Origin of the sequence: Stackebrandtia soli (assembly GCF_965137155.1) — a bacterium.
Lineage (GTDB): Bacteria > Actinomycetota > Actinomycetes > Mycobacteriales > Micromonosporaceae > Stackebrandtia > Stackebrandtia soli.
The window spans coordinates 181,920-195,677 of record NZ_CBCRZX010000002.1; the positions used below are offsets into that span (position 1 = coordinate 181,920).

Below are 13,758 nucleotides of genomic sequence, written 5' to 3' on the forward strand. Positions count from 1 at the left end.
AGATGCGATCAGCGCTCGATCACGACGGCGCGCGCACGCGCTGGCCCGATGTCCTGACACCACCGCGCCCCTCATGGCGGACCGCCGTCACGCGACCACTGCTCAACCGCGTCGCCCGTCGCTTCGGCATCGTCGTCACCGACGCCGATCGCGCCGATTCGGCACGGCACCCCGAGGGCACGCCCGTTCTCGTCCTCGTGCGGCCGTTGGACTTCCTACGTCGGCTGGGGACCGGAGGGCTCATCGGCCTCGGCGAGTCCTATCAGGCCGGCGATTGGACGAGCCCCGACCTGGCGGCGCTGCTGACGAGGCTCGCGGAGAACACGGACGTGCTCGTGCCACCGGCGCTCCAACGCCTCCGCAGGGTCGTCCTCCCCGGAACACCGGACGACACACGCAACACCCTCGAGGGCGCGCGCCGCAACATAGCCCACCACTATGATCTGTCCAATGAGCTCTTCCGCTGCTTCCTGGACGACAGCCTGACCTACTCGGCGGCACTCTTCTCGCCCGGTCGAGAACCCGGATGGCGCGACCTCGCCGACGCCCAGCGCCGCAAGATCGACCGGTTGTTGGACGCCGTGCGCGTCCGCCCGGGCAGCCGAGTCCTGGAGATCGGCACCGGTTGGGGAGAACTCGCCATTCGCGCTGCGCAACGAGGAGCCACCGTCGAGACGATCACCCTGTCGCGCGAGCAGCGCGAACTCGCCCGGCGGCGCGTCGACGAGCGCGGTCTCGGCGACGCCGTCCGCGTCCACCTGCGTGACTACCGCGAACTGGAGCTTCGCGCCGAGTTCGACGCGGTGATCAGTGTCGAGATGATCGAAGCGGTCGGAGACAGATACTGGGCGGAGTACTTCCAGCGACTGAACGGCCTGATCCGCGACGGCGGACGAGTCGGACTCCAGGCGATCACCATGCGGCACGACCGAATGGTGGCGACCCGGAACACGCACACCTGGATCCAGAAGTACATCTTCCCCGGCGGTCTCATCCCGTCGGTCGAGGCGATCGACGGGCTGAGCGCCGCCAACGGCCTCAGGCTCGCCGACCGGCTCGACTTCGGGCTCGACTACGCGCGCACCCTGCGGCTGTGGCGGGACCGCTTCGACCAGAACGCCGCCGACGTCGCGCGGCTCGGCTTCGACGAGGTCTTCCACCGCACCTGGCGGTTCTACCTCGCCTACTCGGAAGCCGGATTCCGCAGCCGGTACCTCAATGTCCATCAATTCGTTCTTCGGAAGGACTGATATGAACACGGCGACGGACCTGCGCTCCCTCGTCATCGACGCGCTCGCCTTCGACCGTCCGGTCGCGATCCGAGCCCGGCCGCCGACCCCACGTTGGCGGGCCTGGGCGGAGACCCGAATCGAGGAGGCGCTGTGACCGTTCAGACTCTCTTGATCAACGCGGGGGTCGGTCTCGCGGCGGCGCTGGCCGTCGTGCTGGTGGCGTTCGCCGTCGGCGTCTCAACCGGTCGGCACCGGGTGATCGACGTCGCGTGGGGGCTCGGCTTCTCCGCGATCGCGGTGACGACGCTCCTCCTGTCCACGGGGCAGGGCGATCCGGTACGGGGTTGGACGATCACGACGCTGACGGTCGTGTGGGGGGTCCGGCTCTCCGCGCACATCGCGGTGCGTGGACGCGGCAAAGGCGAGGATCCCCGGTACGAACGGCTGCTGAGCAAGGCGCCCGGCAACCGGTCCTGGTACGCGCTGCGGATGGTGTATCTCCTGCAGGCGGGCCTCCTGTGGCTGATCTCGGCGCCCGTCCAGGTCGCGCAGTACGACGATTCGCCCGTCGACGGCTGGCTCTACGCCGGGGCGGCGGTGTGGCTCGTGGGCTTCGCGATGGAGTCGGTCAGCGATCACCAGTTGCGTCGGTTCGCCGCGGATCCCGGCAATGCCGGGAAGGTGCTCGACTCGGGATTGTGGCGTTACAGCCGCCATCCGAACTACTTCGGCGACGCCTGCGTGTGGTGGGGTCTCTACCTGATCGCGTGTTCGTCGTGGGTCGGCGCCGCGACGATCGCCGCCCCGATCCTGATGACGTACTTCCTGGCCGGAAAGACCGGGAAACCCCTCATGGATACCCACATGAGACAGAGTCGCCCCGGATACGAGGACTACATTCGCCGAACGAGCGGGTTCGTTCCGCTTCCACCGCGACGCTGACGGCGTCGCCCGAAGACCGGGTTGAGGTGGGTGGGGCACCGGATCCGGTGCCCCGCCCGTATGCGTCATTCCGGCATCGCCAGGTCGGCGACCATCGGCAGCGTCGGAGTCCGACTGCCGCCCGCCGGTTCCACCGTGACGCCGAGCAGGACGGCGTCCCCGAGGCCGTCGACGACGTGCGCGGTCGAGTTGACGCCCGCCGCGATGACGCCCGCCGACACCTGCCCACGATCATCCACAAGCCACAGTTGATACGCGTGCGTGTCGGCGATGGCGGGCAGCGCGGTCAGAATGACGACCGCCTGGTCGCGATCGCGTGACATCACCATGGACACGCGCCCGCCCCCGTCGACGTCCTGCGCCGTGAACCGGGCGTCCTCGGCGGTCAGAACAGCCGTCATCGCGTCGGTGGCGGAAGGCGGCGTCGGCTCGACGACGACCAGGGTGACGAGCATGCTCGCGATCGCCACGACCACGGCGACCGCGGTCGTCACGATCGCCGTACGCCAACGTCGAATCAGTCTGGGGCGCAATATGTCCGGAGAGGGCGAGCGAGGCGGCCGCTGCCGCACTCGGCGCACGGCGGCCATCACGTCCGCTCGGAGCCGGGCGGGCGGACGCACCATCGTGTAGTCGGCCAGCCGCGCGGCCGTCGCCGCGAACTCGCGCAGCTCGACCGCGCACGACTCGCAGTCCCGGACATGCCGTTCCACGAGACGACGTTCCTCGTCCGTGACGGCATTGAGCGCGTAGGCGCCGATGAGGGTGTGGATCTGGGTGGTCATCGAATCACCTCCAAACAGTCGCGGAGCCGGATCAGGCCATCCCGGATCCGGGTCTTCACGGTCGGGAGGGCAGTCCCCAACAGGTCACCGACCTGGCGGTACGTGTGGCCGCCGTAGAACGCCAGAGTGATGGCCTGTCGCTGAATCTCGGTGAGACGTTCGAGGCAGCGCCGCACCTGGCGGTGTTCGAGTCGATCGGTGACGATCTCGGACACCTGGTCGTAGTCGACGTCTCCGGGAACGACCCGTCGTTCCCGATCCGCCGCGGCCTGGGAGGACCGAACCCGGTCCACCGCTCGCCGATGCGTCACGGTGAGGATCCAGGTCGACGCGGAGCCTCGCGACGGATCGAACCGGGCCGCCTTGCGCCACACCTCGACGAACACCTCCTGCGCGATCTCCTCCGCCTGCGCCGGATCCCGCAGAACCCGGACGCACAGGCCGTAGACCTTCGCCGACATCAGGTCGTACAGCTCTTCGAAGGCCGGCTCATCGCCGAGCGCCACCCGCCCGAGGAGCTGATCCGCGTCGGTGCCGGGGCCCGTCTCGGACCGCCGCACCGGTCGGATTCGGGGTTCGTCACGTGCCGAATCACCGGCACCGTTCATGGTTCCACTCCTTACTCCGACGAGATTGTGCCCGCGTTATTCGGTGCCGACGGTGGGCCGGATGGGTCCGGCCGCATGTCGATCGGGAGCCGAGCACGCGTACGGCGCCGGACCCGGGCAGGCCCGCCGCCGTACGTCGTTGGGTGAGGATCTAGGGCGTGTCGTGAATCCACTTCCGTGGCGAGCGGGTTCCGGGTGGACGCATTCGTGAAGGCTCCCCCGCATACCGGTGTCGTATGCGGGGGAGCGACCACACGTCGAGGCGCCGCCTGGAACCCTGCGGCGGGACGGGATTCCCGAAGACAGGCCGGCTCTAGTTCTCGGGGCTCGGAGACTCGGTGGTCTCCGGTTCTGTGCCTTCTTCCTCGTCCTTCGTGGTCTCCTCGTCGGCCGGGGATTCCTCGTCACCGGGCGACTCGGAGCTCTCCGGCGCCACGCCCGCCTCTTCGACGGCGGCGGCCAGCTTCGCGAGGAACTCGTCGTTGGCGACCTTCGAACCGTCGATCAGGACCGTCGGCGTCGCCGTCACTTTGGCGTCCTCACTGGCCATGACCGTGCCCTCTTCGATCCAGCCGCGGTACGTCTCGTTCTCCACGCAGGTCTTGAAGTCGCCGCCGATGCCGGCGTCCTCACCGATGGTGATGAGTTCAGCGTCGGACAGACCCGAGGTGTTCTCGGCGGGCGCGCCCGCGAACAGGGCCTTCGAGTATTCGACGAACATGCCCTCGTCGGCGGCGCAGACAGACGCGGCAGCCGAACGGGACGAGTAGGCGGTGCCCTGTGAGAAGCGGTTCAGGAACGCGAGCGGGTGGTAGTTCACCGTGATCGAACCGTTGGCGAGGTAGGTGTCGATGTCACCCGCGACCGCGGCCTCGAAGTTCTTACACGCCGGGCACATGAAGTCGATGTACAGGTCGACGGTGACCGGGCCCTCGCCGACGACGAGCGCTCCGTCCTTGGTGTGCTCGGCCTTCGGCTGGACCACGTCGTACTGACCGCGCTGGCTCAACCAGATCCCGCCGGCGATGATGCCGCCCAGCAGGATTATCACGCCGAGGATCGCGCCGCCGAGCACGAGCTGACGCCGCCGCTCCTCGCGTTCCTGCTGCTGCCGCACGATTTGGGCGGCCTTCTTCTTCTGCTCGTACCGTTTAGCCATCGGTGGGGATACTCATTTCGTCTTGAAGATCAAATGATCGGCGGAGTATGTGGTGGTGGGTCGCCACACCAGCGGTGCGCAGCACAATAGCAGCCCCACGTCTCGCGGAATGTCTTCGAGACACGTCGAACCCGCACGCTCGTCGTGCCGATCGCGACGACGAACGCGGCGAGTGGCGGCCCACGGCGTCGCTCCAGGACGATGGTGGCAGGCAGGCGTGCCGCGCACGACGTCCGGCGCCAGTGGTCATACTCACGCGCTCTGCCTCTCGTCACCGGCGGCGACACCGCGCATCGGTCCCGCACGGCGTCAGACTTTGGCCGCCTGACTCCACGCCCGCACAAGATCGTCACGGGCTCTTGCCACCCGTGACCGGATGGTTCCCACCGGGACATTTTCCACTACGGCCGCCTCGGCATAAGACAGCCCTACGACCTGTGTCAGGACGAACGCGCTACGCCGTCGCACGGGCAGTCGCGCGAGCAGGTCATCGAGCGCGACGGTCTCGGACGCGTCGGCGGCCACGTCGGGCGACACGTGTCTCGTCGCGGTGCGGCGTTGTCGTACGAGCCCGCGAATGTGGTCGGCGCACGCCCGCCGCGCGATCGACAACAACCACGTTCGCACGGTCGACGCCCCCGCGAATCCGGGCAACGCCCGCCACGCTCGCAGGTACGTCTCCTGTGTCAGGTCGTCGGCCGAGGGCGCGTCCACCAGCGCGGCGCAGAGGCGCCAGACGTCGGGTTGGGTCAGCCGTACGAGCCCCGCCATGCGCGCGGGGTCGCCGTCGCGCGCGGCCAACGCGAGCCGCGTCGCCTCGTCCATCGCGCCCGGCTCCACGCCCTCCGACGATACGCGGATCGAAGTGGCGACGGTTTCCCTGCGCCAGTGGAGCAATCGTGACCACGACCGCACAAGTCGCGGGAACTAATGACGCCATGACACCGACTACCCGGTATGAACTGTGCGAGCGCCCGCGCCGCCTTGTCGGCGCGGATGGACGACGAGGATGTTCTCGACGCCGCCGCGACCCTCGACCACCTGCGCGAATGCGCCGCTTGCGGGGAATGGATCGGGCACGCGAACCGGATCAGCGAGACGGCTCGGAAGCGGTATGTCTCGACCCCGGACCTGACGGAGCCCGTCCTGCGCCGAATCGGCGACCACGAGCGTGGCAGGGCCGCTCGCCTTCGCGCGTGGCGGCGGGGTCTGCGTTGGGCGGTCGGCGTCGCCGCGATCGCCCAACTGGGGTTGGCGCTTCCGGCGTTGTGGCCCGGCGCCGACGTCGGCGGGCACGCCCTGCACGCGAGCCGCGAGATGGCGTCGTTCGACATCGCGGTCGCGGTCGGGTTTCTCCTGGCCGCGATCCGGCCGGATCGGGCTCGCGCGTTCGTACCGGTGGCGTTCGCCCTGGCGGGTTGCCTCGCGGTGACGAGCCTGGTCGACATTGCCGGTGGCGCGACGGACGTCCTGCACGAGGCGTCGCACGCGACCGCGTTGGTCCAGGCGGGGTTGCTGTGGGCGCTCGGCCGAACCTCGGCCGGCCGGGCATCGCAACGGGAACGAGTGGCGGTGACGACCTGAGATGCGCTCATCCCCTCGTGTCACCCGCCCCCTCGTCGCGATGCTCTTCGGCGCCCTGATCTCACTACTGTGGACAATTCCGGCGGCGGCGCACGCGACCGTCGTCGCGACGAACCCGGAATCGGGGGCGGTGGTCGAGGAGGCCCCCGACACGATCACCGTCGAGTTCAGCGAACCGGTGACCGTCGTGGCGGCGGAGACGCTCATCCTCGCCCCGAACGGGACGTCGGCCCACGACGGAGAACCCACAGTAGACGGATCCGTCCTGACGTATCGACTGAACGAGAACGCCCCGAACGGGACCTACCTCGTCAGTTACCGCGTCATCTCCGATGACGGCCACCCGATACCCGGCGGATTCACCTTCTCGATCGGCAGCCCGTCAGCCGCTCCCCAGCTCGCCGCCAACCTCGACGGTGACGCGTTCGTCGCGGGTGCCCTGGTCGTCAATCGCTTCGCCGGATACGTCGGGCTGGCCCTCGCGCTCGGTTCGGTGCTGATGCTGGTCTTCGCGGGAATAGACCGGCGGCGGGCGATCGCGCGACTCACCATCGCCGGGCTGAGCCTCGTCGCCGCGACCGCCGTCATCGGCCTGTACCTGCAAGTCCCCTACCAGGCTGGCACCGGCATGTTCGAGGTCACCGGGGACGACGTCGGCGCGGTCCTCGCGAGCCCGTTCGGCGGCGCGTACCTCGTGCGTCTGCTCATCGTGTTGACGGCGCTTCCGTTGCTGCGACTCGGCGTCACTGGTGCCACCGGTCGATCGTCACGGTTCGCCTTGGCGGCGCTCGCCGTCGCACTCCTCGGCACCTGGCCGTTCACCGGACACGCGCTGACGTCCCCCGTCCCGGCGTGGTCGATCGTCGCCGACGTCGTCCATCTCGGCGCGGGCTCACTGTGGATCGGCGGCCTGGTCGTCCTGGTCGCCCACCTCGTCCGTCGAGATCGGACGATTGAAGCGGCCGCCTTCCTACCCGTCTGGTCTCGATGGGCGACCTGGCTGATCATCGCGCTCGCCGTCGCCGGCGTCGGGCACGCCCTCTTGCAAGCGGGGAATCCGCTCGACTGGCCGGAAACCCCGTACGGTCGACTACTGCTGGTGAAATTGGCGCTGTTCGCCCTCGTCCTCGCGAGCGCGGCGATCGCGCGGCGCCTCGTGGCGCGGCTCGGCGGAGCGGCGGCGGACCCGGGCGGGACGGTCGACACCGAGGCGGTCGCGGGGCCGGACGCGCCCGGGCGACGGATCGCCCCGACCGTGACGGCCGTGCGACGGCTGATCGTCGTCGAGCTCGTCATCGCCGCCGCCGTTCTCGCCACCACCGCGTTCCTCGTCCGCGCGGTTCCCGGCGAGGTCGGACCTCAACCCCAAGCGCCTCAATACTTCTCGACGGAGCTGACCGCCGAGGCGTACACGCTCCAGTTCGAGCTCGATCCGGGAATGCTCGGGGAGAACGCGCTCCACCTGTATCTCTTCACCCCGGATGGCGAACCCCTCGCGCCGTTGGAGTGGGAGGTCTCGATGTCCAACAAGGCTGCCGGAGTGGCACCGGTCGGGATAGGCGTGGCACTGCTCGCGCCCAACCACGTCAGCGCCGACGTGGTGCTGCCCAGCGCCGGTGAATGGTTGTTCGAATTCAAGATCCGCACGGGAGAGTTCGACCGGGAAACCGTGTCGGCCACCGTCACAGTGGAATGAGAAAGGTGAAACACAGTGCAGACAGTGTTGCGTCGGGTCGCGGTGGCGGCATTGGGAGCGGTCGCGTCGTTGACGTTGATCGCCCCGGCAGCGGCCCACGTCACGGTCAACCCGTCCGAAGTGGTGGGCGGTTCGTACGCGCGGCTCGACTTCAGAGTGCCGAACGAATCCGAGAAGGCCTCGACGATCTCGATCGAGGTCAGCTTCCCCGAGGACGCTCCGTTCGCCTCGGTGCGGACCATCCGGGTGCCCGGCTGGACGGCTGAGACGACCACCCGAAAACTCGACACCCCGATCGACGTTCACGGACGTGAGGTGACCGAGGCCGTCGACACGATCACATGGACCGCCGAGGACGAGGAGGACGGTATCGCTCCGGGCGAGTTCGGGGAGTTCGGTGTCAGTGTCGGCCCCGTCCCGCACAAGGGCGAGTTGGTGTTCAAGGTCATCCAGACCTACTCCGACGACACGGAATCGGCCTGGATCGACGAGCCGACCACCGATGGCAGCGAACCGGACGAACCCGCGCCCGTTCTGACGATCGTTCACGGTGACGACGACGACGATCACGGAGACGACGACACCGACGAGGCGAGCGACGACCACGCGGACGAGAACGACGCGAGCGACACCGCGACGATTCTCGGCGCGATCGGCGTCGGGCTCGGCGCGGTGGCCCTCGTCGTGGCGGCGCTGGCGCTGCGTCGACGGTCGGTTTAACGACCGCGCTCCACGCGAGAAACGCGAGTGACGGGGCGGTCGGACCATCCGGTCCGACCGCCTTCGACGTGGGTGGAAGTCGTGCCTTGACAATCGAACGCGCGGGCCGACGGGGATCGGCCCGCGCGTTCGCGGGGTCCGCCGTCCAGGGTGTCGGCGGATCAACCGGGAAGGACTCGCGTCGGCGCGGTCGGCGGTCAGGGGGACGAACCGCTTCCGCGCCGAGGGCGAAACCCTCCACGGTGTGGTTTGTTGGCGGCCCCTCCGGCCAGGGTGGAAGGGCCGCCAGGATCTCTCCCGTCGGTTGTGACGGTGCCCCACCGCCCGACGGGAGCGATCTATTGGGGGAAGTGCCTTTTCGGGATTGCCCCGCCTCCGGCAGCTGAGCTGCGACGGTCGGCGATGACGGAGCGTTCCCGCGGGTGGTTTGGGGAGTAGATCACCCGTGAACGGGTCGCCTCGCGACTTGGGCGGCGGCTCTCATCAGTGCGAACGTGTCGATTCCCCTCCTGCTGTCCTGTGCCCATCGGCACGGTCGTGCTGTTCACCGGCGGACCGGTCGCGCCCTGCGATCGTCCGGCTGTCACCGTCCTTTCTGTGCGCGCACCCAACATAAGCCGAGTTCACGGCCCGTGACAGTCACTAATCCGACAAAACCACAAATCCGAATCCCTCGAAATCTAAAGTGACTTTCCGACTACTTTCAGTGAGTGTCGTCGGCCCGCGAACCCAACGGCCCTCGCCGTACAATTGAGGGCTTGTTTCTTCACGGCCGAGGGAGTCGGATTGTCCGCCGAGACCACTGACGAGTCACTGCGCGATCGCGAGATCGCCGCCGAGCAACGCCACGTCGACGTCGTGTATCAGCGCCTCGACGTGCTGCGCGCGGCGGCGAGCGACCGCGAACGCGCCGGATACGAACATCTCAAGGCGACTGTGCCGGGCGCCCAGTTCGAACGGGACGTCTTCGTCTACAACGCGGCCCGCCGGGTCGCCGACATCGACGCCCAGCACGAGGGCTTGGTCTTCGGCCGCATCGACTCCGATGAGGGGAGAGTCCGGCACATCGGGCGACTGGGCCTGCGAGACGCCGACTTCCACCCGCTGCTGTTGGACTGGCGCGCGCCCGCCGCCGCGCCGTTCTACCAGGCCACACCGACCGACCGGCAGGGCATCGCCCGACGGCGCGTGATCCGCAGCAGCGGCCAGCAGGTCGTCGACATCACCGACGATCTGCTGGACGCGGCGTCCGAACTCCCGGTGATCGGCGACGGCGCGCTGATGGCCGCCTTGAGCCGCAAGCGAACCGGCCGGATGCGCGACATCGTCGCGACGATCCAGGCCGAGCAGGACGCCGCGATTCGGGCGCCCGCGCGAGGCGCGACGATCATCACCGGCGGCCCCGGAACGGGGAAGACGGTCGTCGCACTGCACCGGGCCGCGTACCTGCTGTACGCCGACCGGCGCCGCTTCGAGGGCGCGGGCATCCTGATCGTCGGTCCATCCAATGTGTTCATGCGGTACATCGAGCGCGTTCTGCCGTCGCTCGGGGAGGACACGGCGGCGCTGTACTCGCTGGGAGAACTGTTCGGCGACATCACGGCCACCCGCCAGGACGACGCGACCGTGGCGGCCGTCAAGGGGTCGACCCGGATGCGGAAACTGCTGGCGCGGGCCACCAGGTTGACGCCGCCCGGCAGCCCCGAACAACTGTCGATTGTATACAAAGGTGAGGTACTTCGACTCAACAAGGACGAGCTGACCGCGCTGCGCACCGAGGTCCACAACAAGGGCCACAAGCCGAACGCGGCGAAGCTCCACGCAGGTCGCGCGCTGCTGGTCGCCCTGTGGCGCAAGGCCAAGCCGATCATCGACGACCTGGTCCCGGCCGAGTTCTCGAGGGAGCTCGGCAGCCGTTCCGAGTTCCTCGCCTTCCTTGATCGATGGTGGCCGACGCTCACACCCCAGGAGGTGTTGCGGTGGCTCTCCGATCGCGCTCAACTCGCCGAGGCCGCGTCGGGGATATTGAGCCGCCGGGAGACCACGAGCATGGCGAGCTCCCTGACCCTGCCGGACTTCTCCGTGTCCGACGTCCCCCTGCTCGACGAGCTCGCGGGCCAGCTCGGCAGCGAGCCCAAGCGGCAGCGTTCGAGTGAGCATCACGGCGTCCGCGAACTGACCACGGTGCAGGAGCGGGTGTACGACCGCCCGTCCCGGGCCGTGCGCGGCGCGGACTACGACGCTTACGCGCACGTCATCGTCGACGAGGCACAGGACCTGTCCCCCATGCAGTGGCGGATGCTCGGGCGACGCGGCCAGCTCGCGGGCTGGACGATCGTCGGCGACGCGGCGCAGAGCAGCTGGCCGGACCCGGCCGAATCCCGGCGGGCGCAGGACGCGGCGATTCGGCGCGGCCCGCGACGGCGCTTCCACATGACGACGAACTATCGCAACTCGGCCGAGATCTTCGAGTACGCGGCGTCCGTGGTGCGGCGCGAGGTTCCCGACGCCGACATCCCCCGGGCCGTCCGGTCGACGGGCGTACCGCCTCGGGTCCGCGAGATCGGTTTGGTGTGGGAACTCGACAAGGCCGTGCAGGGGGCCGTCGCGGAGGCCCTCGGCGAGGTCGACGGGACGGTCGGCGTCATCGCGGCCCGGCATCGACACGAATGGCTGGCGGACCTGCTCGGCGTCAACGATCGGGTCAGCGTCGTCGGCCCATTGGAGTCGAAGGGACTGGAGTACGACGGCGTCGTGGTCGTGGACTTCGACGAGATCGTCCGGGAGCACTCGATTCGGGTCGGCTACGTCGCGTTGACGAGGGCGACCCAACTGCTCATCCAGCTCGACGTACAACGCTAAACTTCCATAAGGGACCGTCGGCGACTTGTCGCCGACGGTCCCTTATATACGCTTACATCCGCTTTACCCCGATATGCAATAGATCCGGCGTACATCATCCGTTCCCACCGAATTCATGTCGTGATTGGTCACCAGACCCCTACAAACTCAGCACACGTGATTGCATCAGGGTAATTGTCCTTTTCGATTTGCGAGGTTTCGATGCCCCTGTCTCGCCGCAAGCTGATGTCGACCGGGCTGACGGCCGGTCTCGCCGGCGCCGTCGTCCCGTCGATGGCGGCCGCGAAGGAACACGACCACCGCGCCCTGCGCCATGACCCGTTCAAGCTCGGGGTCGCCTCGGGCGATCCCTCCCCCGACGGATTCGTCCTGTGGACACGGCTCGCCCCCAAGCCGCTGTCCGAGGACGGACTCGGCGGAATGCCCCCGTACGACTACGAAGTGTCGTGGCAACTGTCCACGAACGAGACGTTCACGAGTCTCGCCGCCACGGGTTCCACGGTCGCCCGTGTCGAGAACGCCCACAGCATCCACATCGAAGTGTCCGGGATGCAGCCCAACCGGTTCTACTGGTACCGGTTCAAGGTCGGCCGGTTCGTGTCTCCCGTGGCACGGACCCGTACGGCCCCGGCCCACGACGTGCTTCCCTCCCAACTGCACATGATCTTCGCGTCATGCGCCCAATACGAGCACGGCTACTTCACCGCGTATCGGCGGATGGCGGCGGAGAACCCCGACCTGATCCTGCATCTCGGGGACTACCAGTACGAATACCTCAAGAACACCTACGTCAGCCCGGACGGGAACATCCGCGACCACGAGGGACCGGAGACCGAGACGCTCGCGGACTACCGACTCCGGCACGCTCAGTACAAATCGGACGAGGATCTGCAGGCCGCCCATCACGTCGCGCCGTGGCTCGTCGTGTGGGACGACCACGAGGTCGACAACAACTGGGCCGACGAGGCGCACGAGAAGCCGGAGATACCCCAACCGAACTTCCTGGAGCGCCGCAAGGCCGCCTTCCGTGCCTACTACGAGAACATGCCGCTGCGGGCGTCATCGGCACCGTCCGGCATCGACATGCAGCTCTACCGTCGCATCCGGTGGGGACGGTTGGCGAACTTCCACATGATGGACACTCGCCAGTACCGCTCCGACCAGACGTGCGGTGACGGCTGGAAGAACTGCCCCGAGGCGGGCGACCCGGCACGCACGATCACGGGCACCGCGCAGGAACAGTGGCTGATCGACGGCTTCCACAACTCGGACGTCCGCTGGGACCTCCTGGGCCAGCAGGTGTTCTTCTCCCAGCGCACCAACGACTGGGGTCCGGTCAAGCTGAACAGTATGGACGGTTGGGACGGCTACCTGGCCTCGCGGGACCGGATCACGAGCGGCTGGATCGACGCGGGAGTCCGCAACCCGGTGGTGTTGACCGGAGACGTGCACACCGCTTGGGCGAACGAGATCAAGGCCGACTGGGAGGACCCGACGACGGAGTCGGTCGGCGTGGAGCTGGTCTCGACGTCGGTGTCGACCGGCGGCAACGGCGCGGACTCGATCTCGGCCGACAACCCGTTCGTGAAGAGCAATCCGCACCTGAAGTTCTTCAACTCGCAGCGCGGCTTCGTCAGCACCAAGATCAAGCCGGGCGAACTGGAGGCGAGCTTCATCGTGGTGCCGAAGGTGACGACGACGGGCTCGAACGCGTACGTGCGCGCGGCGTTCACCATCGAGGACGGCGACCGCACGCTGTACCAGACCTACGACCGACCGGTCGACCCCGAGACGGTCCGGGAGTTCAACGCCGACGACATCTTGGAGCAGACCGGAGAGGACGCCGACGAACGGATCTGAACCGCGAGAGCGGATTCGGACGGACCGACGCAAATTAGACCATTGAGGACTTACATCCACACAGTGGACGGTTCTCCCTAGAATCCCACGACGACCCTCGACGTACACTTGTGTGATTCAGATCACAACACGAACGTGTACTTCGAGGGTCGCCGCCGTCTCTATACGAGTGGAGGCAACGCCGCACCATACGACCGGAACCTCCACTCCTGCCACGGAGGTTCCGGTCCGCTCATGGGGTCCGATGCCGCGATGAACTGCCACATCGCGGCTTATCGGGGGTATGGGGCCGCGGCGGACGCTGGGGGCG

At 68.0% G+C, this 13,758-nt stretch carries 12 protein-coding genes; 8 read left to right on the forward strand and 4 right to left on the reverse strand.

Annotated elements, in window-relative coordinates; all coding sequences use genetic code 11:
- The first annotated feature begins 2 nt into the window (after positions 1-2).
- The 3 genes from ACM9NP_RS02035 to ACM9NP_RS02045 are packed head-to-tail and all read left to right on the forward strand — an operon-like array spanning position 3 to position 2,174.
- Positions 3-1,250, forward strand: coding sequence for a class I SAM-dependent methyltransferase (locus ACM9NP_RS02035; protein ID WP_415644810.1), 1,248 nt, complete (start codon positions 3-5; stop codon positions 1,248-1,250).
- Position 1,251: 1 nt separating this feature from the next.
- On the forward strand, positions 1,252-1,386 hold the full coding sequence (locus ACM9NP_RS02040) for a hypothetical protein (protein ID WP_415644811.1): 135 nt from the start codon (positions 1,252-1,254) through the stop codon (positions 1,384-1,386).
- The gene (locus tag ACM9NP_RS02045) at positions 1,383-2,174 is read left to right on the forward strand and encodes a DUF1295 domain-containing protein (protein ID WP_415644812.1); all 792 of its coding nucleotides are present in this window, start codon (positions 1,383-1,385) and stop codon (positions 2,172-2,174) included. The genes ACM9NP_RS02040 and ACM9NP_RS02045 overlap by 4 nt, the downstream gene beginning before the upstream one ends.
- A gap of 65 nt (positions 2,175-2,239) precedes the next feature.
- Here ACM9NP_RS02045 and ACM9NP_RS02050 read toward each other — a convergent pair whose 3' ends face one another.
- The 4 genes from ACM9NP_RS02050 to ACM9NP_RS02065 all read right to left on the reverse strand — a co-directional run bounded on the left by ACM9NP_RS02050 (position 2,240) and on the right by ACM9NP_RS02065 (position 5,551).
- Positions 2,240-2,959 carry an anti-sigma factor gene (locus ACM9NP_RS02050; protein ID WP_415644813.1) on the reverse strand — a complete coding sequence of 240 codons (720 nt, stop codon included), beginning with the start codon at positions 2,957-2,959 and terminating at the stop codon, positions 2,240-2,242.
- Positions 2,956-3,567, reverse strand: a complete 612-nt coding sequence (gene sigK, locus ACM9NP_RS02055) for an ECF RNA polymerase sigma factor SigK (RefSeq protein WP_415644814.1) — start codon at positions 3,565-3,567, stop codon at positions 2,956-2,958. Before sigK ends, ACM9NP_RS02050 begins: the two co-directional genes overlap by 4 nt.
- 313 nt (positions 3,568-3,880) lie before the next feature.
- The gene (locus ACM9NP_RS02060; RefSeq protein ID WP_415644815.1) at positions 3,881-4,726 is read right to left on the reverse strand and encodes a DsbA family protein; all 846 of its coding nucleotides are present in this window, start codon (positions 4,724-4,726) and stop codon (positions 3,881-3,883) included.
- Positions 4,727-5,035: 309 nt separating this feature from the next.
- Positions 5,036-5,551, reverse strand: a complete 516-nt coding sequence (locus tag ACM9NP_RS02065) for a sigma-70 family RNA polymerase sigma factor (RefSeq protein WP_415644875.1) — start codon at positions 5,549-5,551, stop codon at positions 5,036-5,038.
- Between the two features lie 132 nt (positions 5,552-5,683).
- Between ACM9NP_RS02065 and ACM9NP_RS02070 the strand changes: the two genes are divergently transcribed.
- From ACM9NP_RS02070 to ACM9NP_RS02090, 5 genes are all read left to right on the forward strand, one after another.
- Complete coding sequence (locus ACM9NP_RS02070) at positions 5,684-6,310, forward strand: hypothetical protein (protein ID WP_415644816.1); 627 nt, start codon at positions 5,684-5,686, stop codon at positions 6,308-6,310.
- 1 nt (position 6,311) lies between these two features.
- On the forward strand, positions 6,312-8,006 hold the full coding sequence (locus ACM9NP_RS02075) for a copper resistance CopC/CopD family protein (RefSeq protein ID WP_415644817.1): 1,695 nt from the start codon (positions 6,312-6,314) through the stop codon (positions 8,004-8,006).
- 15 nt (positions 8,007-8,021) lie between these two features.
- Positions 8,022-8,726, forward strand: a complete 705-nt coding sequence (locus tag ACM9NP_RS02080; protein WP_415644818.1) for a YcnI family copper-binding membrane protein — start codon at positions 8,022-8,024, stop codon at positions 8,724-8,726.
- A gap of 786 nt (positions 8,727-9,512) precedes the next feature.
- A complete protein-coding gene (locus ACM9NP_RS02085) occupies positions 9,513-11,588 on the forward strand; it encodes a HelD family protein (RefSeq protein ID WP_415644819.1) in 2,076 nt (691 codons plus the stop codon).
- 201 nt (positions 11,589-11,789) lie between these two features.
- Complete coding sequence (locus ACM9NP_RS02090) at positions 11,790-13,448, forward strand: alkaline phosphatase D family protein (RefSeq protein ID WP_415644820.1); 1,659 nt, start codon at positions 11,790-11,792, stop codon at positions 13,446-13,448.
- Positions 13,449-13,758 lie beyond the last annotated feature (310 nt).

Excerpts from the sequence above, each read along its gene's own strand:
- ACM9NP_RS02035 (WP_415644810.1), top strand. The coding sequence starts at position 3 with ATGCGATCAGCGCTCGATCACGACGGCGCGCGCACGCGCTGGCCCGAT.
- ACM9NP_RS02040 (WP_415644811.1), top strand. The coding sequence starts at position 1,252 with ATGAACACGGCGACGGACCTGCGCTCCCTCGTCATCGACGCGCTCGCC.
- ACM9NP_RS02050 (WP_415644813.1), bottom strand. The coding sequence starts at position 2,959 with ATGACCACCCAGATCCACACCCTCATCGGCGCCTACGCGCTCAATGCC.
- sigK (WP_415644814.1), bottom strand. The coding sequence starts at position 3,567 with ATGAACGGTGCCGGTGATTCGGCACGTGACGAACCCCGAATCCGACCG.
- ACM9NP_RS02060 (WP_415644815.1), bottom strand. The coding sequence starts at position 4,726 with ATGGCTAAACGGTACGAGCAGAAGAAGAAGGCCGCCCAAATCGTGCGG.
- ACM9NP_RS02065 (WP_415644875.1), bottom strand. The coding sequence starts at position 5,551 with ATGGACGAGGCGACGCGGCTCGCGTTGGCCGCGCGCGACGGCGACCCC.
- ACM9NP_RS02070 (WP_415644816.1), top strand. The coding sequence starts at position 5,684 with ATGAACTGTGCGAGCGCCCGCGCCGCCTTGTCGGCGCGGATGGACGAC.
- ACM9NP_RS02075 (WP_415644817.1), top strand. The coding sequence starts at position 6,312 with ATGCGCTCATCCCCTCGTGTCACCCGCCCCCTCGTCGCGATGCTCTTC.
- ACM9NP_RS02090 (WP_415644820.1), top strand. The coding sequence starts at position 11,790 with ATGCCCCTGTCTCGCCGCAAGCTGATGTCGACCGGGCTGACGGCCGGT.